Source organism: Pseudomonas sp. zfem003, from assembly GCF_032621675.1.
GTDB classification, from domain to species: Bacteria; Pseudomonadota; Gammaproteobacteria; order Pseudomonadales; family Pseudomonadaceae; genus Metapseudomonas; species Metapseudomonas otitidis.
In genome coordinates this window covers 505,255-530,122 of record NZ_JAVYJG010000003.1, presented here as the reverse complement: position 1 = coordinate 530,122, position 24,868 = coordinate 505,255, and the positions used below count along the sequence as shown (strand labels likewise).

Sequence of the window (24,868 nt, the reverse complement as noted above, 5' to 3'; positions counted from 1 at the left end):
AACGCCCATGACATTGCCCAACCCGGCCGAACTGCTGCCGCAGATGGCCCGCGCCCTGACCGACCACCTGGCGGCCCGGCACATCGACACACCGCGCTTCATCGGCATCCGCACCGGCGGCGTCTGGGTCGCCCAGGCCCTGATGGAAGCCCTGGGCCGCGACGACGCCATGGGCGTGCTCGACGTCTCCTTCTACCGCGACGACTTCACCCAGAACGGCCTGCATCCCCAGGTGCAGCCCTCCGAACTGCCCTTCGAGATCGAAGGCCAGCACCTGGTGCTGATCGATGACGTGCTCATGAGCGGGCGCACCGTGCGCGCCGCCCTCAACGAGCTGTTCGACTATGGCCGCCCGGCCAGCGTGACTCTGGTCTGCCTGCTGGACCTCAACGCCCGGGAGCTGCCGATCCGCCCCGACGTGGTCGGCGCCACCCTGTCCCTGGCCACCCACGAGCGGGTAAAATTGCTCGGCCCCGCGCCGCTCGCACTCGAGCGCCAGGTCCTCGCCGCCTCCTGAAAACCCAACCCCCAGGGCCCGCCCCATGCCGAACGCCAAGCGCCCGCTGCAGCTCAACGACCAGGGCCAGCTGCGCCACTTCCTCTCGCTCGACGGCCTGCCCCGTGAGCTGTTGACCGAAATCCTCGACACCGCCGACTCCTTCCTCGAAGTCGGCGCCCGCGCCGTCAAGAAGGTGCCCCTGCTGCGCGGCAAGACGGTGTGCAACGTGTTCTTCGAGAACTCCACGCGCACTCGCACCACCTTCGAGCTGGCGGCCCAGCGCCTCTCCGCCGACGTCATCAGCCTGAACGTCTCCACCTCCTCCACCAGCAAGGGCGAGACGCTGTTCGACACCCTGCGCAACCTGGAGGCCATGGCGGCCGACATGTTCGTGGTCCGCCATGCCGACTCCGGCGCCGCCCACTTCATCGCCGAGCACGTCTGCCCTGACGTCGCCATCATCAACGGCGGCGACGGGCGCCACGCGCACCCTACCCAGGGCATGCTCGACATGCTCACCATCCGCCGTCACAAGGGCAGCTTCGAGAACCTCTCGGTGGCCATCGTCGGCGACATCCTGCACTCGCGCGTCGCCCGCTCCGACATGCTCGCCCTCAAGGCCCTGGGCTGCCCGGACATCCGCGTGATCGCGCCGCGCACCCTGCTGCCCATCGGCATCGAGCAGTACGGCGTCAGCGTCCACACCGACCTGGCCGAAGGGCTCAAGGACGTGGACGTGGTGATCATGCTGCGCCTGCAGCGCGAGCGCATGCAGGGCGGCCTGCTGCCAAGCGAAGGCGAGTTCTACCGCCTCTACGGGCTGACCACCCAACGCCTCAAGCTGGCCAAGCCCGACGCCATCGTCATGCACCCGGGGCCGATCAACCGCGGCGTGGAGATCGAGTCCGCCGTCGCCGACGGCAGCCACTCGGTGATCCTCAACCAGGTCACCTACGGCATCGCCATCCGCATGGCCGTGCTCTCCATGGCCATGAGCGGCCAGAACACCCAACGCCAGATCAATCAGGAAGCCGAGGTGCAGAACTGATGCGTACCCACATCATCGGCGCCCGCCTCATCGATCCCGCCAGCGGCACCGACCAGGTCACCGACCTGTTCCTCCAGGCCGGCAAGGTCACCGCCATCGGCCAGGCACCGGCCGGCTTCGAGGCCGAGACCCGCATCGACGCCCAGGGCCTGGTGGCCGCCCCCGGCCTGGTGGACCTCAACGCCGCCCTGCGCGAGCCCGGCTACAGCCGCAAGGGCAACGTCGACAGCGAGACCCGCGCCGCCGCCGCCGGTGGCGTGACCAGCCTGTGCTGCCCGCCGCTGACCCGCCCGGTGCTGGACACCCCCGCCGTGGCCGAACTGATCCTCGACCGCGCCCGCGAAGCCGGCCACGCCAAGGTCTTCCCCATCGGCGCCCTCACCCGGAACCTCGCCGGCGAGCAGCTGGCCGAGCTGGTCGCCCTGCGTGACACCGGCTGCGTCGCCTTCGGCAACGGCCTGGCGCCCATGAGCAGCAGCCGCACCCTGCGCCGCGCCATGGAGTACGCCGCCACCTTCGACCTGACCCTGGTGCTGCAACCCCAGGACGCCGACCTGGCGGAAGGCGGCCTCGCCCACGAAGGCGCCACCGCCGGCTTCCTCGGCCTGGCCGGGATCCCCGAGAGCGCCGAGACCGTGGCCCTGGCCCGTGACCTGCTGCTGGTGGAGCAGAGCGGCGTGCGCGCGCACTTCAGCCAGATCACCAGCGCCCGTGGTGCCGAAATGATCGCCCAGGCCCAGGCCCGCGGCCTGCCGGTCACCGCCGATGTCGCCATGTACCAGCTGCTGCTGACCGACGACGCCCTCACCGGTTTTTCCAGCCTCTACCACGTGCAGCCGCCGCTGCGCAGCCAGGCGGACCGCGAAGGCCTGCGCCAGGCGGTGAAGAGTGGCGTGATCGGTGCCATCGCCAGCCACCACCAGCCCCACGAAGCCGACGCCAAGCTGGCGCCCTTCGCCGCCACCGAGCCCGGCATCAGCAGCGTCGAACTGCTGCTGCCGCTGGCCATGAGCCTGGTGGAAGACGGCCTGCTGGACCTGCCCACCCTGCTCGCCCGCCTCACCGCCGGCCCGGCCCGCGCCCTGCGCTTGCCGGCTGGCCGCGTGGCGGTCGGCGCCCCGGCAGACCTGGTGCTGTTCGACCCGAAGGGGCGCACCCAGGCCGGCGAGGCCTGGCACTCGCGCGGGCGCAACTGCCCGTTCATCGGCGACTCGCTGCCCGGGCGCGTACGCTACACCTTCATGGACGGCCACCTGACCTTCCAGGGCTGAAGCTGAAACCGCTGCAAACGAAAGGGGCCGTCATCGACGGCCCCTTTTGCTTTCCGGCTCAACGCTGGGCGTTGAGCACCGAGATCTGCGTGTTCAAGGTCCAGAAGTCGTAGAGCACGCCCAGCAGGAAGAACCCACCGGTGAACAGGTAGAGGATGCCGGTGATCCATTTGCCCTGGTACATGCGGTGCACACCGAACACACCGAGGAAGGTCAGCAGCAGCCAGGCCACCGTGTAGTCGTAGGAGCCCGCGTTGAAGCGCAGGGCGGCCTCGCGCTCCATGGACGGGATCAGGAACAGGTCGATGATCCAGCCGATGAAGAACAGCCCCAGGGTGAAGAACCACAGGGTGCCGGTCACCGGCCGGCCGTAGTAGAAGCGGTGCGCCCCGAGGAATCCGAAGATCCACAGGAGGTAGCCGATCAGGGTGCTGTGGGTATCCGGGCGTTGCATGTGATCTCCTGATGACGGGCCGGCGACCGAAGGTCGTCGACGGACTTGCACAGGTTCCGGTCGCCGAAATACTGTATGCACGTACAGTTAATTTCAGAATCCGACCATGGAACTGATCGACAAGCTAACCGTGCTGGCCGACGCCGCCAAGTACGACGTGTCCTGCGCCAGCAGCGGCGCCCCCAAGCGTGGCTCCACCGGCAAGGCCGGCATCGGCTCCACCAACGGCATGGGCATCTGCCACAGTTTCACCCCCGATGGCCGCTGCGTGGCCCTGCTGAAGATCCTGCTCACCAACTTCTGCATCTACGACTGCCAGTACTGCGTCAACCGCCGCTCCAGCGATGTGCCGCGCGCCCGCTTCACCCCGGAAGAAGTGGTCCGGCTGACCCTCGACTTCTACCGGCGCAACTGCATCAGCGGGCTGTTCCTCAGCTCCGGGATCATCCGCTCCGCGGACTACACCATGGAGCAGCTGGTGCGCGTAGCCAGGCTGCTGCGGGAAGAACACCAGTTCCGCGGCTACATCCACCTGAAGACCATCCCCGACGCCAGCCCGGAGCTGATCGCCGAAGCCGGCCTGTACGCCGACCGCCTGAGCGTGAACATCGAGCTGCCCACCGAATCCGGGCTGGTGCGCCTGGCGCCGGAGAAGCGCGTGGCGCCGATCCGGCGCGCGATGGGTCGCATCCGCCTGGGCGTGGAAGAAGCGCAGGAGGAACGGCGTGGACCGGCCTTCGCCCCGGCCGGGCAGAGCACCCAGATGATCGTCGGCGCCGACGCCACCGACGACCGCACCATCCTCGGCACCGCCCAATCGCTCTACAGCGCCTACCGGCTCAAGCGCGTCTACTACTCCGCCTTCAGCCCCATCCCCAGCGCCCCCGGCGGGCTGCCGGCCGAGCCGCCACCGCTCATGCGCGAACACCGCCTGTACCAGGCCGACTTCCTCCTGCGTGGCTACGGCTTCCGCGTCGAGGAGCTGATCAGCAGCCCCGGCAACCTGCCCCTGGACATCGACCCCAAGCTGGCCTGGGCGCTGGCCAACCGCGAACAGTTCCCCCTCGACCTCAACCGCGCCGAGCCGGCGATGATCGCCCGCGTGCCCGGCATCGGCGTGCTCAGCGCCCGGCGCCTGGCGGACCTGCGCCGCGAGCGGCGCATCCGCTACCAGGACGTGGTGCGCCTGCGCTGCGCCATGGACAAGGCCCGGCCGTTCATCATCACCCAGGACTACAGGCCCCGGCTGGCCGACCTCGAATCCACCGCCCTGCGCCGCCAGCTCGGCGACGCCCCGGCACAGATGGCGCTCTGGTGATGCACCGGCCCCGCTTCGACGGCAGCTTCGAAGGCTGGCGCAGCGAAGCCCGGCGCCTGCTGCAGGCCGGGATCGCCCCGCACCAGGTGGACTGGACGCCGGATGCCGGCCTGTTCGACAGCCTCGACCCCGCCCCGGCGGACGCCCCAGGCGGCACGGTGCGCATCCCTCGCGAACTGCCGGAATTGCTGGCCCAGGCTGCACGCTTCCGCCAGCAGGACCGCTGGGGCCTGCTCTACCGCGTGCTCTGGCGGGCTGCCCGGGGTGACCGCAGCGCCATGCTGCCAGGCGACCGCGACGGCGCCGAGCTGCACCGGCGGCTCAAGGCCGTGCGCCGGGAAGCCCACCACCTCCACGCCTTCCTGCGCTTCCGCCTGGGCCAGGCCCAACGCGGCGAGCCGGACTACCTGGCCTGGATCGAACCGGCACACGAGGTGCTCGACCTCGCCGCCGAACACTTCGTCCCGCGCATGGGGCGGCACAGCTGGCTGATCGCCACGCCCGACGGCGTGGCCTGCTTCAATGGCGAGCGCCTGGCCTACCTGCCCCCGGGGCCACCCGGCCTGCAGGCCGCCATCGAGGAGCGCGACGACCCGGATCAATCGCTGTGGCAGGCCTACTACCGCAGCACCTTCAACCCGGCCCGACTCAACCCGAAGGTGATGCGCGGCCACATGCCCGCACGCTTCTGGCGCCACCTGCCGGAAGGGCCGCTGATCCCCGCCCTGGTCAGCGCGGCGCGCACCGGCCAGCAGCGTCTGGCCCAGGCCCCGGCGGTCGGCGCCCAGGACGGCAAGACAGTGCTGATCAGCCCGCTGAAAGCCCAGCCGGTGCGCGAGGCCACCTCAGCCCTGGAGCGTTGCCAGACCTGCACGCGCTGGCACGCCGCGACCTGCGCCGTGGCCGGGCAAGGCCCGGAAACCGCCGACGTAATGGTGCTCGGCAGCCAGCCTTCCGATCAGGACGACCTGAGCGGACAGCCCTTCAGCGACCCCGCCGGCATCCGCCTGCGCGAAGCCCTGGCCAACGCCGGGCTGGCCCGCGAACGCCTGTACTTCACCCACGCCGTGAAGCACTTCGCCTGGCACAGCCAGGGGCTGCGCAGCGAGCGCGAGGCGCTGCCGGTGACGGAAGCCGAACTGACGGCCTGTGCCCCCTGGCTGGAGGCGGAGCTGCAACAGCTCCGGCCACGACTGGTGATCGCCCTGGGCGACGGCGCCCGTGCGGCCCTGCGCGGTTTCATTCCACCGCACCTGGCGGAACACAGTGGCGAGGTGCTGGAAACGAACCAGGCGCCTTTCGGCGCCTGGTTCGCGATTCCCTGGCCTGCGGGGAACGACACACTGGAGGCCTTGGCGCGCCGGGCGGCGCAGTGGCTGGCGCCACTCAGCGGAAGCGACGGCCCGGATCGTCTTCCGAGACTTCCAGGGACAGCCCGCCACTGATGCTGGTCAGGTGTTCGCCATCGGTCTCGGAACCGAGCTTGATCATCAGGCGCAGGTCGTTCGCCGAGTCGGCGTAGAGCAGGGCGTCTTCGTAGGTGATCTCGCCCTGGGAGTAGAGGTTGTACAGCGCCTGGTCGAAGGTCTGCATGCCCTGCTCGGTGGAGCGTTTCATCAGCGGCTTGAGCTCGTGGACCTCGCCCTTGCGGATCAGGTCGGCCACCAGCGGGGTATTGATCAGCACCTCGATCACCGCGCGGCGCCCCTTGCCATCCGGGGTCGGCACCAGTTGCTGGGCGACGATGGCCTTGAGGTTGAGGGACAGGTCCATCCACACCTGCTGCTGACGGTCGGCGGGGAAGAAGTTGATGATCCGGTCCAGCGCCTGGTTGGCGTTGTTGGCGTGCAGGGTGGCCAGGCACAGGTGGCCGGTTTCGGCGAAGGCCACGGCGTGGTCCATGGTCTCGCGGGTCCGCACCTCACCGATGAGGATCACGTCCGGCGCCTGGCGCAGGGTGTTCTTCAGGGCCACTTCGAAGGACTCGGTGTCGATCCCCACTTCACGCTGGGTGACGATGCAGCCCTGGTGCTGGTGGATGTACTCGATGGGGTCTTCGATGGAGATGATGTGGCCGGAGCTGTTCTTGTTGCGGTAGCCGATCATCGCCGCCAGGGACGTGGACTTGCCGGTGCCGGTGGCACCGACGAAGAGCACCAGGCCGCGCTTGGTCATGGCCAGCTTCTTCAGCACCTCGGGCAGCTTGAGCTGCTCCAGGGTGGGGATGTTGGTCTCGATGCGGCGCAGCACCATGCCCACCAGGTTGCGCTGGTAGAAGGCGCTGACGCGGAAACGGCCGATGCCCCGGGCGCTGATGGCGAAGTTGCACTCGTGGTTCTCGGCGAAGTCGCGGCGCTGCTGCTCGTTCATCACCCCCAGCACGGTTTCCCGGGTCTGCTCCGGCGACATGGGGTTCTTGGTGACCGGCATGACCTTGCCGTTGACCTTCATCGACGGCGGCACACCGGCCGTGATGAACAGGTCCGAACCGCCCTTCTCGACCATCAGGCGCAACAGTTTCTCGAATTCCATGGTCTTTCTCGCAATGTGGATGGCCGACCTGTTCGCTCGCGTACAGGCCAGTTCGGGCAGCCGCCCCGTTCAAGCAGACAGGGCGCCTGCCGGGGCGCCCTGTCGGGTCTAGAAGTTTTCCGGCGTCTTGGCCTTTTCGCGCGCGCTTTCGCGGCTGACCAGGCCCTTGGCCACCAGGCCCTTCAGGCAGCTGTCCAGGGTCTGCATGCCCAGGGCGCCGCCGGTCTGGATGGCGGAATACATCTGCGCCACCTTGTCCTCGCGGATCAGGTTACGGATGGCCGGGGTGCCGATCATGATCTCGTGAGCCGCCACCCGGCCGCCGCCGATCTTCTTCAGCAGGGTCTGGGAAATGACCGCCTGCAGCGATTCGGAGAGCATGGAACGGACCATGGATTTTTCCTCGGCCGGGAACACGTCGACCACCCGGTCGATGGTCTTGGCGGCGGAGGTGGTGTGCAGGGTGCCGAACACCAGGTGACCGGTTTCCGCAGCGGTCAGCGCCAGGCGGATGGTCTCCAGGTCGCGCATCTCGCCCACCAGGATGATGTCCGGGTCTTCCCGCAGGGCCGAGCGCAGCGCCTCGTTGAAGCCGAGGGTGTCGCGGTGCACCTCACGCTGGTTGATCAGGCACTTCTTCGACTCGTGGACGAATTCGATCGGGTCTTCCACGGTCAGGATGTGGTGGTACTTGGTGCCGTTGAGGTAGTCGAGCATCGCCGCCAGGGTGGTGGACTTGCCCGAACCGGTGGGGCCGGTGACCAGCACCAGGCCGCGCGGCACGTTGGAGATCTTCTTGAAGATCTCGCCCATGCCCAGGTCCTCCATGGACAGCACCTTGGAGGGAATGGTCCGGAACACGGCGCCGGCGCCGCGGTTCTGGTTGAAGGCGTTGACCCGGAAGCGGGCCACGCCGGGCACCTCGAACGAGAAGTCGGTTTCGAGGAATTCCTCGTAATCCTTGCGCTGCTTGTCGTTCATGATGTCGTAGATCAGCGCGTGCACCTGCTTGTGGTCCAGGGGGGGCAGGTTGATACGGCGAACATCGCCGTCGACGCGGATCATGGGCGGCAGCCCGGCCGAGAGATGCAGGTCCGAAGCGCCCTGCTTGGCGCTGAACGCAAGCAGCTCAGTAATATCCATGGGACTCCCCAATTCCAAGCGGTTAGAATGCCGCAGACCCACTCAGGCCGGGCTGTAGAGCGCAGGTAATGTCCACGATAGCAAAGAATATTGCAAAGGTTCGCGCGCGTATCCGTGAGGCGGCGCAAGCCTCTGGAAGGGATTCATCCACCATCGGCCTGCTGGCCGTGAGCAAGACCAAACCCGCCGACGCCATTCGCGAGGCCCACGCCGAGGGCGTGGCCGATTTCGGCGAGAATTACCTCCAGGAAGCGCTGGCCAAGCAGGCCGAACTCACCGACCTGCCGCTGACCTGGCATTTCATCGGCCCGATCCAGTCGAACAAGACCAAGCCCATCGCCGAGCACTTCCACTGGGTGCACTCGGTGGACCGGCTGAAGATCGCCGAGCGCCTCTCCGCCCAGCGCCCTGCCCACCTGGCGCCGCTTAACATCTGCCTGCAGGTCAACGTCAGCGGCGAAGCCAGCAAGTCGGGCTGCGCACCGGAGGACCTCCCGGCCCTGGCCAAGGCCGTGGCCGGCCTGCCGAACCTGCGCCTGCGCGGGCTGATGGCGATTCCCGAGCCCACCGACGACGTCGCAGCCCAGCACGCTGCCTTCGCCCGCCTGCGCCAGTTGATGACCGACCTGGACCCCGCCCTCGACACCCTGTCCATGGGCATGAGCCACGACCTCGAAGCGGCGATCGCCGAAGGCGCCACCTGGGTGCGCATCGGTACCGCCCTGTTCGGCGCCCGCGACTACGGGCAGCCGGCACCTTAATAAGGAAGGAACACGACATGAGCACTCCCCGCATTGCATTCATCGGCGCCGGCAACATGGCCGCCAGCCTGATCGGTGGCCTGCGCGCCCAGGGCGTTCCGGCCGGCCACATCCGCGCCAGCGACCCCGGCGCCGAGCAGCGTGCCCGCATCGCCGCCGAGCACGGCATCGAGGTGGTCGAGAGCAACGCCGACGCCGTGCGCGGCGCCGATGTGGTGGTCCTGGCCACCAAGCCCCAGGTCATGAAGGCCGTGTGCGAAGCGCTGGCCCCGAGCCTGTCCGCTGGCCAGCTGATCGTGTCCATCGCCGCCGGCATCCCCTGCGCCAGCCTGGCCCGCTGGCTGGGCGTCGACTCCATCGTGCGCTGCATGCCCAACACCCCGGCCCTGCTGGGCGAAGGCGCCAGCGGCCTGTACGCCACCGCCGCCGTCAGCGACGAGCAGCGCCGCCAGGCCGAGCAACTGCTGCAAGCCGTGGGCATCGCCCTGTGGCTCGACGAGGAGAAGCAGATCGACGCCGTCACCGCCGTCTCCGGCAGCGGCCCGGCCTACTTCTTCCTGCTGATGGAAGCCATGACCGCCGCCGGCGAGAAGCTGGGCCTGAGCCCCGAGGTGGCCGCCCGGCTGACCCTGCAGACCGCACTGGGCGCCGCACGCATGGCCGTGGGCAGCGATGTCGGCCCGGCCGAGCTGCGCCGCCGCGTCACCTCCCCCAACGGCACCACCGAGGCGGCCATCAAATCCTTCCAGGGCAATGGCTTCGAATCCCTGGTGGAGCAGGCCCTGGGCGCCGCCGACCGCCGTTCCGCCGAACTGGCCGACCAGCTCGGGCAATGAGCATGCCGCGCCCAGTCGTCTGGTCACTGGCTCCCCTGCTGCTCTCACTGGGCCTGCCGGCGCTGGCGGACACCTGCGCCCTGCAACCAGACCTGGCCCAGGCCACCCGCACCGCCTTCGAGCAGGTCCAGGCCAGCCTGGACGGGCAGGACGAAGACCTGCCCACCGACGTTTCCCCGGCCATCGCCACCGCAGTGGAGGCCCACAAGGACGCCATCACCCGCGCCCTGGATGCGCGCCTGGCGTGCAGCGGTGCCGACCTCGATGCCGACGCCCTGCAGCAGGAAATGGCCCGCGAGCTGATGCCCGTCCAGCCGGCGCCGGAAGGCGAGGAAACCTCGGTGAGCCCCTATGCCGTGGCGCGTCACGACGAGCCGGGGCTACCGCCGATGGTGGTGGTCCAGGCCGCCACCTCCATCCCCTGCGGCGGCGACATCCTGCTGCTCGGCTATGCCCGGGAAGGCGATCGCTGGGTACGCACCCTGGAATGGCGCAGCCCGCCGCTGAAGGAACTCTCCGACGCCTACGGCGACTTCTACCAATACGTGCGCCTGGCCAGCGGGCAGTTCGTCATCGCCCACGGCACCCCCTGGTGCACCTCGCGCTGGAGCCGCTTGGCCGTGGATGTGGTGCAGCCGCGCAATGGCGAGACCGCCCAGCGCACCCTGCACCACCTGCAGCAGGGCTACGTGCGCGACGAAACCGAGCCACGCCTGAAGGCCCGGCCCGATGGCTTCGAACTGCGTGCCGAAGTGGGCAGCCTGGACGCCGACCGCATGACCCGCGCCGGCATCTACCGCTACCGCCTGGATGGCGACACCCTGCAGCGCATCCAGCCGGCCGCCAGCAATGGCCGGGGCTTCGTTGACGAATGGCTGACGGTGGACGATGCGCTGGCCGGCGACTGGAGCGCCCCGGAACAGCGCCAGCAGAACCTGACCGCCCGCGAACAGCTCAAGGCGCAGCGCGCTGAGCCCGGCATCACCCTGCTCTACGGCCCGGTACGTGCCTGCAAGGACGCCGGCCGCTTCCAGGTGGAGATCCAGCTGTACGACAGCAAGAAGGACCTGCACGACCTGGCCTATGCCTACGCCACCATCCTCCAGCGACCCGACGGCTTCACCCTGATGACCCTCGGCGACCATGAGGACACGCGCTGTAACGGACCGGACCTGATGGCCGGGCAGTGACACCCTCCATGCGCACCGGGAATCCCGATAAAGTAGCCCGCATCGCCGGCACCCCCGCTGGCCGTGCGCCCACCTCCACAAGGAACGCCCAATGACCGGACTCGCCTCCGCCGCGATCTATGTGATCCAGACCCTTGGCAGCCTCTACCTGCTGGTCGTACTGCTGCGCTTCATCCTGCAGCTGGTACGGGCCGACTTCTACAACCCCCTCAGCCAGTTCGTGGTGCGGGCCACCAAGCCCCTGCTGAACCCGCTGCGCAAGGTCATCCCCGGCCTCGGCGGGCTCGACCTGGCCTCCCTGGTGCTGGCCGTGCTGCTGCAATGGCTGCTGATGATCGTGGTGGTGCTGCTGATGGGCGCCAACCCCCTGGGCGCGCTGCCGCAGCTGCTGGTGTGGTCGGTGATCAGCATCACCTCGCTGTTCCTCAAGGTGTTCTTCTTCGCCATGATCATCAGCGTGATCCTCTCCTGGGTCTCCCCGGGCAGCTACAACCCCGGCGCCCAGCTGGTGAACCAGATCTGCGAGCCGCTGCTGGCCCCCTTCCGCAAGCTGCTGCCGAACCTGGGCGGGCTGGATATTTCGCCGATCTTCGCCTTCATCGCGCTGAACCTGCTGGATCGCTTCGTCATCGGCGGCCTGGCCGCCATGACCCAGATGCCGCCGCAGCTCAGCCCCTTCCTCTGATGAGCTGGTTCCGCTGGGATGGCGAGGACCTGATCCTCGCCTGCCACCTGCAGCCCAAGGCGAGCCGCGACGAGTTCGCCGGGCTGCACGGGGATCGCCTGAAGATCCGCCTCACCGCGCCGCCCATCGAAGGCCGGGCCAATGCCCACCTGATGGCCTTCCTCGCCGACGCCTTCGGCGTCGCCAAGAGCCAGGTGAGCCTGGAAGGCGGCGAGCTGAACCGCCAGAAGCGCGTGCGCATCCGCACCCCGCACACCCTGCCGGAGTTGCCCGGCCTGACCGCTCGGCAACCCTGACAGACCTTAAGGCGGGACTGTGAAGCCGCTCGATTGACGGCCAGCCGGGACGGCGGATAATTGCCCAACGCCCGCCCAGGCATCGGCCCGCTGTCGAGACGGCCGTACCATCGTTGTCGAGTTCCCCCCTTAGTTTCTGAACGCAGGACGCGTGAGCGGAAGGAGAGCCAGGATGAGCATGGAACGACTGAGTCAGCAGGTGGACGCCTACGTCGCCTGGAAGCGCGAGCTGATGCGGGAAATCACCCGCTACCGCAGCTGGCTGGAACACAGCCGCCTGAGCACCGCCGCCGTGCAGGACAAGCTCGAGCGCGCCCTGCGCCTGCTGCGCACCGACCACATCACCCTGGCCTTCGTCGGTGAGTTCTCCCGCGGCAAGACCGAGCTGATCAACAGCCTGTTCTTCTCCGAGTACGGCCAGCGCATGCTGCCGTCCCAGGCCGGGCGCACCACCATGTGCCCCACCGAGCTGTTCCACGACCCGCGCTCGGAACGTCCCTACATCCGCCTGCTGCCCATCGAGACCCGCACCGCCTCGGCCAGCGTCGCCCAGTTCAAGCGCATCCCCCGCCACTGGGTGAACATCCCCCTGGACACCAGCGACCCGGACAACATGGTCCAGGCCTTCACCCAGGTGGCCAAGACCAAGCCGATGCCGGTGGAGCAGGCCATCCAGCTCGGCTTCCACCCCGACACCCTGGAACCCGCCGGCCGTCCCGGCATGGTGCTGGTACCCGCCTGGCGCCACGCCATGGTCAACTTCGACCACCCGCTGCTGCGCCAGGGCCTGCGCATCCTCGACACCCCCGGCCTGAACGCCCTGGGTGCCGAACCCGAACTCACCCTGTCCATGCTGCCCGCCGCCCAGGCGGTGATCTTCCTGCTGTCCGCCGACACCGGCGTGACCGCCAGCGACATGGACATCTGGCTGCAACACATCCGCCAGCTGGATGACGACACCCAGACCAGCCTGTTCGCCGTGCTGAACAAGATCGACGTGCTCTGGGACGACCTGGCCGGCGAGACCTTCGTGCAGAACGCCATCCGCCAGATCCAGGACGCCACCGCCCGCCAGCTCGGCATCCGCCGCGAGGACGTGCTGCCGCTCTCGGCCAAGCAGGCCCTGCTGGCCAAGGTGCGCAAGGACGACGAACTGCTTGCCCGCAGCCAGATGGCCAACCTCGAGCGCCTGCTCTGCGAGCGCATCGTCGCCCAGAAGGAACGCCTGCTGGAGACCCGCGTGGTCAACCAGGTCCTGGCGCTGCTGCAGAACAGCCAGCACGTGCTCAACCTGCGCCTGGAGAAGGTCCGCGAGCAGCAGGCGCTGCTCAGCACCCACCAGAACGACAACGGCCAGCTGCTGTTCGAGCTGACCGCCCGCACCAAGGAAGACCACGCCCGGCACCATCGCCGGCTGCTGGGTCTGAAGACCAACCAGCGCCTGGTCAAGCGCCAAGGCGAGCTGCTGCGCGCCGCCGTGCGCCCCGAGCGCCTGGAGGAACACCTGGCGCGCGTGCGCCGCGACCTGACCGGCAGCTGGACCACCGTCGGCATCAACAAGGCCATCCTGCACTTCTTCCGTGCCGTGGAGACCGACCTGCACGCCCTCGACCACGAGGCCGATGCCGCCAACCGCATGGTCGCCGCGCTGTACCGCCGGCATAACGAGGAAAGCCCGCTGCAGGGCGTCGACGCGCCACAGTTCGACCTCACCCGCTACTACCGCGAACTGGGGCAACTGCGGCAGAAGGGCGATCAGTTCCGCCTGCACCTGAAGACCCTGCTCACCGAGCAGCGCCTGCTGACCCGGCGTTTCTTCTCCACCTTGGTGCAGGAAGTGATCGGCCTGCACCAGCGCCTGCGGCAGGAGGTCGGCCAATGGGCCGCCGAAGCGCTGATGCCGCTGATGCAGAACACCCTGGAGCACAAGCAGCTGCTGGAAACCCACATGCTGCGCCTCAAGGCCCTCGCCCAGGACACCCAGCAGGCCCGCCAGCGCGTGCTCCAGCTGACCCGCTACGTGGACGAACTGGAACGCCAGCTCAGCCAGGCCAACGACATGCTCCGCGCCCTGCGCCGCCCGGCGCCGATCCAGCGCCAGGGCAAGGTGGTCACCCTGCCGCGAGTGGCCCGCCAGCAGTGATCCAACCCCCTCCCGGCACGCGCAGCCGCGCGCTTGCCGGGTGCTGCGGTGCTCTTTAGACTGGCGCCCTTCCTGAAAAAAGAGCAGCGGTTGCGATGCCCACCGTCATTCCCGAAGACTCCGTCGGCCTGGTGACGCCCCAGGTGCAGCGCTTCAGCGAGCCGCTGTCGCTGGCCTGCGGCCGCACCCTCACCGACTACGAACTGGTCTACGAGACCTACGGCGAACTCAACGCCAGCCGCAGCAACGCGGTCCTCATCTGCCATGCGCTGTCCGGCCACCACCACGCCGCCGGCTACCACAGCATGGAAGACCGCAAGCCCGGCTGGTGGGACAGCTGCATCGGCCCCGGCAAGGCCATCGACACCCGACGCTTCTTCGTCGTCAGCCTCAACAACCTCGGCGGCTGCAACGGTTCCACCGGCCCTTCCAGCCTCAACCCGGCCACCGGCAAGCCCTATGGCGCCGACTTCCCGGTGATGACGGTGGAAGACTGGGTGCACAGCCAGGCCCGCCTCGCCGACGCCCTGGGCATCGGCCAGTGGGCCGCGGTGGTAGGTGGCAGCCTCGGTGGCATGCAGGCGCTGCAGTGGACCATCAGCTACCCGGACCGCGTCCGCCACTGCCTGGCCATCGCCTCGGCGCCCAAGCTGTCGGCCCAGAACATCGCCTTCAACGAGGTGGCCCGCCAGGCCATCCTCACCGACCCGGAATTCCACGGCGGGCACTTCCAGGAACAGGGCGTGATCCCCAAGCGCGGCCTGATGCTGGCGCGCATGGTCGGCCACATCACCTACCTCTCCGACGACGCCATGGGCGAGAAATTCGGCCGTGGCCTGAAGAGCGAGAAGCTCAACTACGACTTCCACAGCGTCGAGTTCCAGGTGGAAAGCTACCTGCGCTACCAGGGCGAGGAGTTTTCCGGGCGCTTCGACGCCAACACCTACCTGCTGATGACCAAGGCGCTGGACTACTTCGACCCCGCCGCCGCCCATGGCGGTGACCTGGCGCGTACCCTGTCGGCGGCCAAGGCGAACTTCCTGGTGATGTCCTTCACCACCGACTGGCGCTTCTCCCCGGCCCGCTCGCGGGAGATCGTCGACGCCCTGACCGCCGCGCGGAAGAACGTCAGCTACCTGGAAATCGACGCGCCCCAGGGCCACGACGCCTTCCTCATACCGATCCCGCGTTATCTGCAGGCCTTCAGCGGCTACATGAACCGCATCGCCCTCTGACTAGGAAGCCCTCCCGTGCGAGCCGACCTCGAAATCATCAAGGACTGGATCCCCGCCGGCAGCCGCGTGCTCGACCTGGGCTGCGGCGACGGCGACCTGCTGGCCTGGCTGCGTGACCACAAGGAGGTCACCGGCTACGGCCTGGAGATCGACCCGGACAACATCGCCCGCTGCCTGCAGAACGGCGTCAACGTCATCGAACAGGACCTGGACAAGGGCCTCGGCAACTTCGCCAGCAACAGCTTCGACGTGGTGGTCATGACCCAGGCCCTGCAGGCCGTGCACTACCCGGACAAGCTGCTGGAGGAAATGCTCCGCGTCGGCCGCGAGTGCATCATCACCTTCCCCAACTTCGGCCACTGGCGCTGCCGCTGGTACCTGGCGCGCAACGGGCGGATGCCGGTTTCCGACTTCCTGCCCTACACCTGGTACAACACGCCGAACATCCACTTCTGCACCTTCCATGACTTCGAGGCCCTCTGTCAGGACCTCAGGGTGCGGGTGCTGGATCGCCTGGCCGTCGACCGCCTGCACAGGCACAATCTGCCGAGCCGGCTGTGGCCCAACCTGCTGGGCGAAATCGGCATCTATCGAGTCAGTGGCCCCGGCCTGCCTGAAAGCCGCATCGCGATCTGACCTGGAGGACCTTCACCATGCGCCGCCTCATCTTCTGCCTCTTCGCCCTCTGCCTGTCCCTGCCCGCCGTCGCGGAGCGCAAACAGACCTTCGGCGAGCTCGACGTGCACTACAGCGCCTTCAACTCCGGCTTCCTGCAGCCGGACATCGCCGCCGCAGCCGGCCTGGTGCGCAGCAAGACCCAGGGCGTGGTGAACATCGCCGTGCTCAAGGCCGGCAAGCCCAGCACCGCCCAGGTCAGCGGCCAGGTCAAGGACCTGCTCGGCAAGGTCACGCCCCTGGCCTTCCGCCAGGTCAGCGAAGGGGGCGCCATCTACTACCTGGCGCAGTTCCCCTTCACCCAGCGCGAAATGCTCAACTTCTCCCTCACGGTGCAGCAGGGCGACGGCGCCCCGCACACCTTCACCTTCGACCAGGAATTCTTCCCAGACGAATGATGCCCTTCAAGGAACTGGTGCTGGCCAGTCACAACGCCGGCAAGCTCAAGGAACTCCAGGCCATGCTGGGTGACAGCGTGCGCGTGCGCTCCATCGGCGAGTTCAGCGACGTCGAACCCGAGGAAACCGGCCTGACCTTCGTCGAGAACGCCATCCTCAAGGCCCGCAACGCCGCGCGCGTCTCGGGCCTGCCGGCCCTGGCGGACGACTCCGGCCTGGCGGTGGACGTCCTCGGCGGCGCGCCGGGCATCTACTCCGCGCGCTACGCCGGTGGCCAGGGCGATGCCGCCAACAACGCCAAACTGCTGGACGCCCTGAAGGACGTACCGGAAGCCGGCCGTGGTGCGCAGTTCATCTGCTCCCTGGCGCTGATGCGCCACGCCGACGACCCGTTGCCGATCCTCTGCGAGGGCCTCTGGCGCGGCAGCATCCTCTTCGAGGCACGCGGCGAGCACGGCTTCGGCTACGACCCGCTGTTCTGGGTCGCCGAATGCAACGCCTCCGCCGCCGAACTGGCCCCGGCGGACAAGAACCGCCTGAGCCACCGTGCCCGCGCCATGGCCCTGCTCAAGCAGCGGTTGGGGATATGAAGCCGGACGCCGGAAGCCCCGCGTCGCACGCCACACCCGACGCACCGGAGCACCTGCCCCAGGGCTTCCAGCTACCGCCCCTGGCGGCCTACGTGCACATCCCCTGGTGCGTGCGCAAATGCCCGTACTGCGACTTCAACTCCCACGCCGCCGGCCCGGAGCTGCCTGAGACGGACTACGTCGACGCCGTGCTGGCGGACCTGGAACAGGACCTCGTCCACGTCCACGGCCGCCCGCTGACCTCGATCTTCTTCGGCGGCGGCACCCCCAGCCTGTTCAGCGCCGCGGCCCTGGGCCGGCTGCTGGAAGGCATCGAGCGCCGGGTGCCCTTCGCCCCTGACATCGAGATCACCCTGGAAGCCAACCCGGGCACCTTCGAGCAAGCCAAGTTCTCCGCCTACCGCCAGCTCGGCATCAACCGCCTGTCCATCGGCGTGCAGAGCTTTCAGGGCGACAAGCTCAAGGCCCTGGGACGCATCCACGACGGCAGCGAGGCGATCCGCGCCGCCGACATGGCGCGCAACGCCGGCTTCGACAACTTCAACCTGGACCTGATGCACGGCCTGCCGGACCAGAGCCTGGAGGACGCGCTGTACGACCTGCGCACCGCCATCGCCCAGGGGCCGACCCACCTCTCCTGGTACCAGCTGACCATGGAGCCGAACACGGTGTTCTGGTCCCAGCCGCCCCAGTTGCCGGAAGACGACCTGCTGTGGGACATCCAGGAAGCCGGCCAGGCCCTCCTGGCCGAGGCCGGCTACGCCCAGTACGAGGTGTCCGCCTACGCCCGCGCCGGGCGCCAGGCCCGGCACAACCTCAACTACTGGACCTTCGGCGACTTCCTCGGCATCGGCGCTGGCGCCCACGCCAAGCTGAGCAGCCCCGAGGGCCGCATCCAGCGCACCTGGAAGACCCGCCTGCCCAAGGACTACCTCGACCCGGCCAAGGCCTTCCAGGCCGGCGCACGGGAGCTGGACGCCGACGAGCTGCCCTTCGAGTTCCTGATGAACGCCCTGCGCCTCACCGACGGCGTTCCCGCCGGGCTCTACCCCCAGCGCACCGGGCTGCCCCTGGCCGACCTGGCAGCTTCACGCCGCGAGGCCGAGGCCCAGGGCCTGCTCCAGGCCGACCCCGCGCGCCTGGCGGCCACGCCCAAGGGCCAGCTGTTTCTCAACGACCTGCTGCAACGCTTCCTGCCCTGAGGGCTAAGGACGATCGATGGACCTGATCCTGGACCTGGTAGCCACCCTCTCGCGCTGGAGCCGTGGCCACCTCTACGACATCTCCCTGGCCATCATGGCCACCCTGCTGGTGCTGCTCGGCCCGGGCATCAACGCCTGGATCCAGCAGCGCATCGGCGGGCTCAACTTCCTCTTCCGCACCCTGCTGTTCGTCACCCTCTGCGCACTGGGCTACGGGCTGGCGATGATCTTCCTCACGCCCTGGCTGGCCAAGGGCCTGGGCTACTTCAACAACTACACCCTGGCCCCCGTGCTGCTCCTGGTGTTCTTCCTGATCGGCGTCCTGGCTGATCGGAGCTGAGTCCGGGCCCTGCCTGCCAGGCAGGGTGCATCCCAAAGCGCCCAACGAAGTCGACGGCCCTTCGCCCCGGGAATCAGCGGCAATAAAAAACCGCCCCGAAGGGCGGTTGGAGCGTGGCCAGGCAGGCCGGAATATCAGTTGCCTTCGCGGCGCAGGGCCTGGGGCGTGAAGTCACGCGGGCCGAGGGGCGCCTTGAAGTCGTACATCGGTTCGTTGTTGTCCAGGCCATCGGCGAAATAGCGCGAGCCGGCGAAGTCGTAGATGGTCTCCAGGGTGCTGCCGAACATGGGGACATCGTAGTAGCTGATCGGGTGACTTTCCTGCAGACCGGTCAGTTTTCCGTCCTTGTCGTACAGGTCCACCGCGAGGATCTGCCAGCTGTCCTCGTCGATGTAGAAACGGCGCTTGGCGTAGGGGTGGGTGAAGCCCTTGCGCAGCGAGGCTTCGACGATCCAGACGCGGTGCAGCTCGTAGCGCAGCAGGTCCGGGTTGACGAACTTGGTCTTGAGGATCTGATCGTAGGGGATGCCCTTCTGGTGCACGGCGTAGCTGTTGTACGGCACGAGCATTTCCTGCTTGCCCACCAGCGTCCAGTCGTAGCGTTCCGGCGCGCCGTTGTAGGAGTCGACCACATCGGCGGTGGCCATTCCGTTGGTGTCCGGCTGCAGGGTGTCGTAGGCCAGCATCGGCAGGCGGCGGACGCGACGCTCGCCCCGGTTGAAGCGCCAGGCCTTGCGGATGGACAGCACCTGGTCGAGGGTTTCCTGCACCACCAGCGCCGAGCCCGCGAGCTTGGCCGGGGCCACCACCGCGTACTTGTAATAGAAGATGGTGTTTTCCAGGTCCTTCGGGGTCACGCCGTCGCGGCCGTAGACGAAGTAGATGTTGCGATCCAGCTTCAGCAGGTTGTAGCTGCCGTTGGCCAGCACCGCCGCCTGGTTGGTGACGAAATGGATCTGGTCACCGCGGTAGCGCAGGATGTGGTTCCAGATCACCTCCAGCCCGCTGGCCGGGATCGGGAACGGGATGCCCGCCGCCACGCCCTGCACGCCGTTGCCGCCGGCGATCAGTTCGCCATTGAGGGCGTTGAGGCGAGTCGCGTCGTAGATGCGCTGGGGGGCGGCCGCACTGCGGTGGGTCGGGAAGACCCGGATGGAATAGTCGGGGTAGGTCTCCACCAGCGCTTTCAGGCCGGCAGGCAGGTGCGCGGCGTACTGGCTGGCATTGCGGGCCGTGATCACGTACTTGGGCGATTCGCCGGCGTAGGGATCGGGGTGGTGCATGCCCGGCTGGTAGCTGGCGGGCGGGGTGGACAGGCCGCCGTCCCAGGCGGGAATGGAACCCTCGGCGTTGCCGGCGCGCTGGCCGCCCAGCGGCGTCAGCTCCCCTCCCAAACGCGCGGCCTGGTCGGCGTCGACCTTGGCCTGGGCCTGCAGGGCGCAGGACGCCAGCAGCAGAATTGCTAACTTTCTCAACACAGCCTTCTCCTCGCGGCGCTCACGGGTGGCGTCGCTCTTGTTCTTGTGCCACCGCCGGCGGGGCGGGGCCTGTTCAGTGTCGGATCAGGTGAGGGGTGCCGTCCTGGCGGCCGGGTGGTCCCGGTCTGTGTATGGGGTCGTTCCTGGATGCCCCGTGCTGCCAGGGCACGGGGCGGGTACTGCGGTGGATCAGTCGATGCGCTGGAACTTCAGGTCCCAGACACCGTGACCGAGGCGCTCGCCACGGCGTTCGAACTTGGTCACCGGGCGCTCTTCGGGGCGCGGCACGTAGCGGCCGTCCTCGGCGAGGTTGCGGTAGCCCGGGGCGGCGTTCATCACCTCGAGCATGTGCTCGGCGTAGTGTTCCCAGTCGGTGGCCATGTGCAGCACGCCGCCGACCTTGAGCTTGCTACGCACCAGCTCGGCGAAGCTGGGCTGGACGATACGGCGCTTGTGATGGCGGGCCTTGTGCCACGGGTCCGGGAAGAACAGCAGGACGCGGTCGAGGCTGGCGTCGGCGACGCAGTCCCGCAGGACTTCGAGGGCATCGCAGGTGTAGACGCGGATGTTGTCGAGGTTCTGGGTCAGCATGCCGTTGAGCAGCGCGCCGACGCCGGGGCGGTGCACCTCGACGCCAATGAAGTCCTCGTCCCGCGAGGCAGCGGCCATTTCCAGGGTCGAGTGCCCCATGCCGAAGCCGATCTCGAAGGTGCGCGGTGCGCGGCGTCCGAACACCGCGTCGAAGTCCTGCAGGCCGTCGGCCAGCTCCAGGCCGAAGCGCGGCAGGCCCTGGTCGAGCCCGCGCTGCTGGCCGTCGGTCATGCGGCCGGCGCGCATCACGAAGCTCTTGATGGTGCGGTGGCGTACTTCGCCGTTCTCGTTCGGCGAATCCAGCTGTTCAGTCATGGAGGTTCTCAGCGAATCAGACCATCCAGCGGCGAGGAGGCGCTGGCGTAGAGCTTGCGGGGCATGCGGCCGGCCAGGTAGGCCAGGCGGCCGGCGACGATGGCGTGCTTCATGGCCTCGCCCATCATCACCGGGTCCTGGGCGTGGGCGATGGCGCTGTTCATCAGTACCGCGTCGCAGCCCATCTCCATGGCGATGGTGGCGTCGGAGGCGGTGCCGACACCGGCGTCGACCAGCACGGGCACGCGGGTCTCCTCGAGGATGATCCGCAGGTTGTAGGGGTTGCAGATGCCAAGGCCGGAGCCGATCAGGCCGGCCAGGGGCATGATGGCGATGCAGCCGATCTCGGCCAGCTGGCGGGCGACGATGGGGTCGTCGCTGGTGTACACCATCACGTCGAAACCTTCCTTGACCAGCACTTCGGCGGCCTTGAGGGTCTCGATGACGTTGGGGAAGAGGGTCTTCTGGTCGGCCAGGACTTCCAGCTTCACCAGGTTGTGGCCATCCAGCAGCTCACGGGCCAGGCGGCAGGTGCGCACGGCCTCGATGGCGTCGTAGCAGCCAGCGGTGTTCGGCAGGATGGTGTAGCGGCTGGGCGGAATCACGTCGAGCAGGTTGGGCTCGCCGGGGTTCTGGCCGATGTTGGTGCGGCGCACCGCCACGGTGACGATCTCGGCGCCGGAGGCCTCGATGGCCAGACGGGTCTCGTCGAGGTCCTTGTACTTGCCGGTGCCGACCAGCAGGCGCGACTCATAGGTCCGACCTGCCAGGGTGAATGGCTTGTCGATCGGCTTCTGACTCATGTGGACTCCTTGCGGGCGGCTAGCCGCCTCCGATGGCGTGTACCACTTCCACCTGGTCGCCATCGCGCAGGACGGTGGCGGCATGCTGGCTGCGCGGCACGATGTCGAGGTTGAGCTCGACCGCGACACGGCGGCCAGCCAGGTCGAGTCGGACGATCAGGTCCGCGACGGTCAGGCCGTCGGGCAGTTCGTGGGATTCGCCGTTCAACTGGATGCGCATGACGGGACGGTCACAACATTGGGGGGCCAGCATTCTAGCCCCGAACCCTGGGGATGACCAAGGCTGAATGACGCCATTCGTCCTGCTTTTTGACGCCAGGGTCAGGCCTGCTTCAGCGCGCGGCGAGGCGCCACGCAGCGAGCCCCAGGCACAGCCAGCCGGCCAGGAAGGACACGCCGCCGAAGGGGGTGATGATGCCCAGCTTGCCGATGCCGCTGAGGGTGAGCAGGTAGAGGCTGCCGGAGAACAGCAGGATGCCGAGGGCGAAGCAGCCGCCGGCCGCGTTCACCAGGCGCCCCGGTGCGTGGAGGCTGAGCAGGGCGACGCCGAACAGCGCCAGGGCGTGGATCAGCTGGTAGTGGGTGCCGGTCTGGAACACCGCCAGGTGCTCCGGGCTCAGCCGGGCCTTGAGGCCGTGGGCAGCGAAGGCGCCGAGGGCGACGCCGGTGAAGCCGGTGAAGGCGGCGAGCAGCAGGAACAACCGGGCCATTGGGCACTCCAGACAGGATGAGAGCGGCCGCTATAATGGCGCGCCAACCCGCCCAGGCCAAGCCACGCATGATCCGATCCCTGAGTCGTCGCCTGTTCAAGCTGCTGATCTGGTTCGCCGCCGGTTCCGTCCTGCTGGTGCTGCTGTTCCGCTGGGTGCCGCCGCCCGGCAGCATGATCATGGTGGAGCGCAAGGTGGAGTCGTGGTTCGATGGCGAACCCATCGACCTGCAGCGCACCTGGCGCCCCTGGAAGGAACTGCCCGACGACCTGAAGGTGGCGGTGATCGCCGCCGAGGATCAGAAGTTCGCCGAGCACTGGGGCTTCGACGTACCCGCCATCCGTGCTGCCCTGGCACACAACGAGCGCGGCGGCTCCCTGCGCGGGGCCAGCACCCTGAGCCAGCAGGTGGCCAAGAACCTGTTCCTCTGGTCCGGCCGCAGCTGGCTACGCAAGGGGCTGGAAGCCTGGTTCACGGTGCTGATCGAGACGCTCTGGCCGAAGCAGCGCATCCTCGAGGTCTACCTCAACAGTGTGGAATGGGGTGATGGCGTGTTCGGTGCCGAGGCCGCCGCGCGCCACCACTTCGGCATCGGCGCGCCCTACCTGTCACGGCGCCAGGCCAGCCTGCTGGCCGCCGTGCTGCCCAACCCCCGGGAATGGAATGCCGGGCGCCCGGGTAGCTACGTCGCCCGCCGCGCCGGCTGGATCCGCCAGCAGATGAGCCAGCTGGGGGGCAGCCAGTACCTGGAGCAGCTCAAGCCGGCCGTACCGTTCTGATCACTGCTTGAGTGTGGCGCGTGGCACCACGCGGATGCGGTGCACCTGGCCATCCACCACCTGGGCAGTCAGGCCTTCCACCGGGTAGACCCAGGCTTCTCCCACCCCCAACTGGAGCCGCAGGCGGGGCTGGCCGACGCTGGCCACCAGCCGCTCCGCGTCCGGCAGCTGCTGAGGGCGGACTTCCAGGGCTGACAAGCGGTGCTGCCCCAGTTGGTCGAGCATCTGCCGGCTGAGGGGCTGCTCGCCCTCCGGAGAGTGTCCGCCCAGGGCCTTGAGCAGGCTCGCGCGCTCGGCGTCGTCCAGGGCCAGCTCACCTTCCAGGTTGCAGGCATCCTCGCCTTCCCCTTCGCTGCGGAACAGCAGTTGCGGCCCCTCGCCGGCGTTACGCAGCCAAAGCTCGCCGTGAGCCTGGCCGTCCAGCGCCGCCAGGGTCAGCGTGCCTTCGGCCATGGGTTCCAGCAGCGGCGATTGCCAGGCTTCCAGGCAGGCCAGGGGGGCGGCGGGCTCGCCACCCCGCTGCATCCACATCGCCAGGCCGAAGAACAACACGGCTACCAGCACAAACAGCACGCCGTGGGCGGGGCGCAGGGACGGCATCGCCATGGTCGATTTCTCCGGGCAGAAAAAAGCCGCCCGTTGGGGCGGCTTTCGATCATGCGACGGCTCAGGCCTGGATGAAGCCCTTGAGCTTGTTCATCGCGTTCTTCTCCAGCTGGCGAATACGCTCGGCGGAGACGTTGTACTTGGCGGCCAGGTCGTGCAGCGTGGCCTTCTCCTCGGCCAGCCAGCGCTGGTAGAGGATGTCGCGGCTGCGCTCGTCCAGACCTTCCAGCGCTTCGTGCAGGTTGGCGGTGGAGCTGTCGCTCCAGTCCGCTTCCTCCAGCTGACGCGCCGGGTCGTAGCGGTGGTCTTCCAGGTAGTGCGCGGGGGACTGGTAGGCCGCGTCGTCGTCGGCATCAGCCGCCGGGTCGAAGGCCATGTCATGGCCGGTCAGCCGGCTTTCCATCTCGCGTACTTCATGGGGTTCCACGCCCAGGCTCTGGGCCACGGCATGGACTTCTTCGTTGTTCAGCCAGGACAGGCGCTTCTTCTGGCTGCGCAGGTTGAAGAACAGCTTGCGCTGCGCCTTGGTGGTGGCGACCTTGACGATGCGCCAGTTGCGCAGGATGAACTCGTGGATCTCGGCCTTGATCCAGTGCACCGCGAAGGACACCAGGCGCACACCCATCTCGGGGTTGAAGCGCTTCACGGCCTTCATCAGGCCGACGTTGCCTTCCTGGATCAGGTCGGCCTGGGCCAGGCCGTAACCGGAATAACTCTTGGCGATGTGTACAACGAAGCGCAGGTGCGCCAACACCATTTGCCGCGCCGCTTCCAGATCCTGTTGGTAGAAGAGGCGTTCGGCCAGTTCGCGCTCCTGTTCGACCGTCAGCAGCGGGATGCCGTTGACTGCATGCACGTAGGCATCCAGGTTCGCACCGGGGGCCAGGGCATAGACAGGTTGCAGGGAAGTGGTCATGCGAATCCTCCGATTCACTAAGCTCGCGCAGTGTAGCACTGGCCTTTATGACTG

The 24,868-nt window shown here is 68.1% G+C and carries 28 protein-coding genes; 18 read left to right on the top strand and 10 right to left on the bottom strand.

The genetic code is table 11. The features are described from left to right. Nucleotides 1-7: 7 nt before the first annotated feature. Genes pyrR through RTK35_RS08700 form a run of 3 tightly spaced genes read left to right on the top strand, consistent with a single transcriptional unit; the run spans nucleotide 8 to nucleotide 2,818 of the window. Nucleotides 8-517, top strand: a complete 510-nt coding sequence (pyrR, locus tag RTK35_RS08710) for a bifunctional pyr operon transcriptional regulator/uracil phosphoribosyltransferase PyrR (protein ID WP_044403576.1) — start codon at nucleotides 8-10, stop codon at nucleotides 515-517. 25 nt (nucleotides 518-542) lie between these two features. Continuing rightward, nucleotides 543-1,547, top strand: a complete 1,005-nt coding sequence (locus RTK35_RS08705) for an aspartate carbamoyltransferase catalytic subunit (protein WP_044403578.1) — start codon at nucleotides 543-545, stop codon at nucleotides 1,545-1,547. Continuing rightward, nucleotides 1,547-2,818, top strand: a complete 1,272-nt coding sequence (locus RTK35_RS08700; RefSeq protein WP_172432364.1) for a dihydroorotase — start codon at nucleotides 1,547-1,549, stop codon at nucleotides 2,816-2,818. The genes RTK35_RS08705 and RTK35_RS08700 overlap by 1 nt, the downstream gene beginning before the upstream one ends. Before the next feature lie 58 nt (nucleotides 2,819-2,876). Here the strand turns inward: RTK35_RS08700 and RTK35_RS08695 are convergent, their stop codons facing one another. Continuing rightward, entirely contained in the window at nucleotides 2,877-3,272 is a 396-nt protein-coding gene (locus RTK35_RS08695) for an NINE protein (protein ID WP_074967204.1), read from the bottom strand. A gap of 106 nt (nucleotides 3,273-3,378) precedes the next feature. Here RTK35_RS08695 and RTK35_RS08690 point away from each other — a divergent pair, with 106 nt between their 5' ends. Both RTK35_RS08690 and RTK35_RS08685 read left to right on the top strand, forming a co-directional pair. Next, entirely contained in the window at nucleotides 3,379-4,590 is a 1,212-nt protein-coding gene (locus RTK35_RS08690; RefSeq protein WP_069566424.1) for a putative DNA modification/repair radical SAM protein, read from the top strand. Further along, nucleotides 4,590-6,035 (top strand): TIGR03915 family putative DNA repair protein, encoded by a 1,446-nt coding sequence (locus RTK35_RS08685; protein ID WP_316907796.1) that lies wholly within the window; start codon nucleotides 4,590-4,592, stop codon nucleotides 6,033-6,035. The genes RTK35_RS08690 and RTK35_RS08685 overlap by 1 nt, the downstream gene beginning before the upstream one ends. Here the strand turns inward: RTK35_RS08685 and RTK35_RS08680 are convergent. Then, nucleotides 5,977-7,122 (bottom strand): PilT/PilU family type 4a pilus ATPase, encoded by a 1,146-nt coding sequence (locus tag RTK35_RS08680; protein ID WP_044403589.1) that lies wholly within the window; start codon nucleotides 7,120-7,122, stop codon nucleotides 5,977-5,979. The two genes, RTK35_RS08685 and RTK35_RS08680, sit on opposite strands and share 59 nt — an antisense overlap. A 108-nt stretch (nucleotides 7,123-7,230) precedes the next feature. Continuing rightward, entirely contained in the window at nucleotides 7,231-8,265 is a 1,035-nt protein-coding gene (gene pilT / locus RTK35_RS08675; RefSeq protein WP_316907795.1) for a type IV pilus twitching motility protein PilT, read from the bottom strand. Nucleotides 8,266-8,333: 68 nt separating this feature from the next. On the opposite strand from pilT, the gene RTK35_RS08670 reads away from it, so the two are divergent. From RTK35_RS08670 to RTK35_RS08615, 12 genes are all read left to right on the top strand, one after another. Further along, entirely contained in the window at nucleotides 8,334-9,026 is a 693-nt protein-coding gene (locus tag RTK35_RS08670; protein WP_208274795.1) for a YggS family pyridoxal phosphate-dependent enzyme, read from the top strand. A gap of 17 nt (nucleotides 9,027-9,043) precedes the next feature. Continuing rightward, entirely contained in the window at nucleotides 9,044-9,862 is an 819-nt protein-coding gene (gene proC / locus RTK35_RS08665; RefSeq protein ID WP_316907794.1) for a pyrroline-5-carboxylate reductase, read from the top strand. Between the two features lie 2 nt (nucleotides 9,863-9,864). Then, on the top strand, nucleotides 9,865-11,052 hold the full coding sequence (locus RTK35_RS08660; protein WP_316907793.1) for a hypothetical protein: 1,188 nt from the start codon (nucleotides 9,865-9,867) through the stop codon (nucleotides 11,050-11,052). A gap of 91 nt (nucleotides 11,053-11,143) precedes the next feature. After that, entirely contained in the window at nucleotides 11,144-11,737 is a 594-nt protein-coding gene (locus tag RTK35_RS08655) for a YggT family protein (RefSeq protein WP_074967194.1), read from the top strand. Then, nucleotides 11,737-12,033 carry a DUF167 domain-containing protein gene (locus tag RTK35_RS08650; protein WP_316907792.1) on the top strand — a complete coding sequence of 99 codons (297 nt, stop codon included), beginning with the start codon at nucleotides 11,737-11,739 and terminating at the stop codon, nucleotides 12,031-12,033. Before RTK35_RS08655 ends, RTK35_RS08650 begins: the two co-directional genes overlap by 1 nt. 172 nt (nucleotides 12,034-12,205) lie before the next feature. Then, on the top strand, nucleotides 12,206-14,176 hold the full coding sequence (locus RTK35_RS08645; protein ID WP_316907791.1) for a dynamin-like GTPase family protein: 1,971 nt from the start codon (nucleotides 12,206-12,208) through the stop codon (nucleotides 14,174-14,176). Nucleotides 14,177-14,271: 95 nt separating this feature from the next. Beyond that, nucleotides 14,272-15,411 carry a homoserine O-succinyltransferase MetX gene (locus tag RTK35_RS08640; RefSeq protein WP_142012830.1) on the top strand — a complete coding sequence of 380 codons (1,140 nt, stop codon included), beginning with the start codon at nucleotides 14,272-14,274 and terminating at the stop codon, nucleotides 15,409-15,411. Nucleotides 15,412-15,426: 15 nt separating this feature from the next. Further along, on the top strand, nucleotides 15,427-16,047 hold the full coding sequence (metW, locus tag RTK35_RS08635; RefSeq protein WP_044403603.1) for a methionine biosynthesis protein MetW: 621 nt from the start codon (nucleotides 15,427-15,429) through the stop codon (nucleotides 16,045-16,047). 17 nt (nucleotides 16,048-16,064) lie between these two features. Next, nucleotides 16,065-16,484, top strand: coding sequence for a DUF4426 domain-containing protein (locus tag RTK35_RS08630; RefSeq protein ID WP_044403606.1), 420 nt, complete (start codon nucleotides 16,065-16,067; stop codon nucleotides 16,482-16,484). Continuing rightward, a complete protein-coding gene (gene rdgB / locus RTK35_RS08625) occupies nucleotides 16,481-17,074 on the top strand; it encodes an RdgB/HAM1 family non-canonical purine NTP pyrophosphatase (protein ID WP_142012834.1) in 594 nt (197 codons plus the stop codon). The genes RTK35_RS08630 and rdgB overlap by 4 nt, the downstream gene beginning before the upstream one ends. Continuing rightward, a complete protein-coding gene (gene hemW / locus RTK35_RS08620) occupies nucleotides 17,071-18,276 on the top strand; it encodes a radical SAM family heme chaperone HemW (protein ID WP_316907790.1) in 1,206 nt (401 codons plus the stop codon). Before rdgB ends, hemW begins: the two co-directional genes overlap by 4 nt. 16 nt (nucleotides 18,277-18,292) lie before the next feature. Beyond that, nucleotides 18,293-18,616: a DUF3392 domain-containing protein gene (locus RTK35_RS08615; protein WP_044403610.1), complete on the top strand. Its 324-nt coding sequence runs from the start codon at nucleotides 18,293-18,295 to the stop codon at nucleotides 18,614-18,616. Between the two features lie 134 nt (nucleotides 18,617-18,750). Here the strand turns inward: RTK35_RS08615 and RTK35_RS08610 are convergent, their stop codons facing one another. The 5 genes from RTK35_RS08610 to RTK35_RS08590 form a co-directional block, all read right to left on the bottom strand. Further along, nucleotides 18,751-20,094, bottom strand: a complete 1,344-nt coding sequence (locus tag RTK35_RS08610) for a DUF1329 domain-containing protein (RefSeq protein WP_044403613.1) — start codon at nucleotides 20,092-20,094, stop codon at nucleotides 18,751-18,753. 189 nt (nucleotides 20,095-20,283) lie between these two features. Next, nucleotides 20,284-21,000, bottom strand: a complete 717-nt coding sequence (gene trmB / locus RTK35_RS08605) for a tRNA (guanosine(46)-N7)-methyltransferase TrmB (RefSeq protein ID WP_044403615.1) — start codon at nucleotides 20,998-21,000, stop codon at nucleotides 20,284-20,286. Nucleotides 21,001-21,008: 8 nt separating this feature from the next. Beyond that, a complete protein-coding gene (locus RTK35_RS08600; protein WP_044403617.1) occupies nucleotides 21,009-21,803 on the bottom strand; it encodes a thiazole synthase in 795 nt (264 codons plus the stop codon). Nucleotides 21,804-21,822: 19 nt separating this feature from the next. Beyond that, the gene (gene thiS, locus RTK35_RS08595; protein WP_044403619.1) at nucleotides 21,823-22,023 is read right to left on the bottom strand and encodes a sulfur carrier protein ThiS; all 201 of its coding nucleotides are present in this window, start codon (nucleotides 22,021-22,023) and stop codon (nucleotides 21,823-21,825) included. Nucleotides 22,024-22,135: 112 nt separating this feature from the next. Next, nucleotides 22,136-22,513: a DUF423 domain-containing protein gene (locus tag RTK35_RS08590; protein ID WP_074967184.1), complete on the bottom strand. Its 378-nt coding sequence runs from the start codon at nucleotides 22,511-22,513 to the stop codon at nucleotides 22,136-22,138. A gap of 35 nt (nucleotides 22,514-22,548) precedes the next feature. Here RTK35_RS08590 and mtgA point away from each other — a divergent pair, with 35 nt between their 5' ends. Continuing rightward, nucleotides 22,549-23,292: a monofunctional biosynthetic peptidoglycan transglycosylase gene (gene mtgA / locus RTK35_RS08585; RefSeq protein ID WP_232060782.1), complete on the top strand. Its 744-nt coding sequence runs from the start codon at nucleotides 22,549-22,551 to the stop codon at nucleotides 23,290-23,292. On the opposite strand, the gene RTK35_RS08580 is transcribed toward mtgA, so the two are convergent. Both RTK35_RS08580 and rpoH read right to left on the bottom strand, forming a co-directional pair. Next, entirely contained in the window at nucleotides 23,293-23,898 is a 606-nt protein-coding gene (locus RTK35_RS08580; RefSeq protein WP_160480536.1) for a hypothetical protein, read from the bottom strand. A gap of 61 nt (nucleotides 23,899-23,959) precedes the next feature. After that, entirely contained in the window at nucleotides 23,960-24,814 is an 855-nt protein-coding gene (gene rpoH / locus RTK35_RS08575) for an RNA polymerase sigma factor RpoH (RefSeq protein WP_044403623.1), read from the bottom strand. Nucleotides 24,815-24,868: the final 54 nt, after the last annotated feature.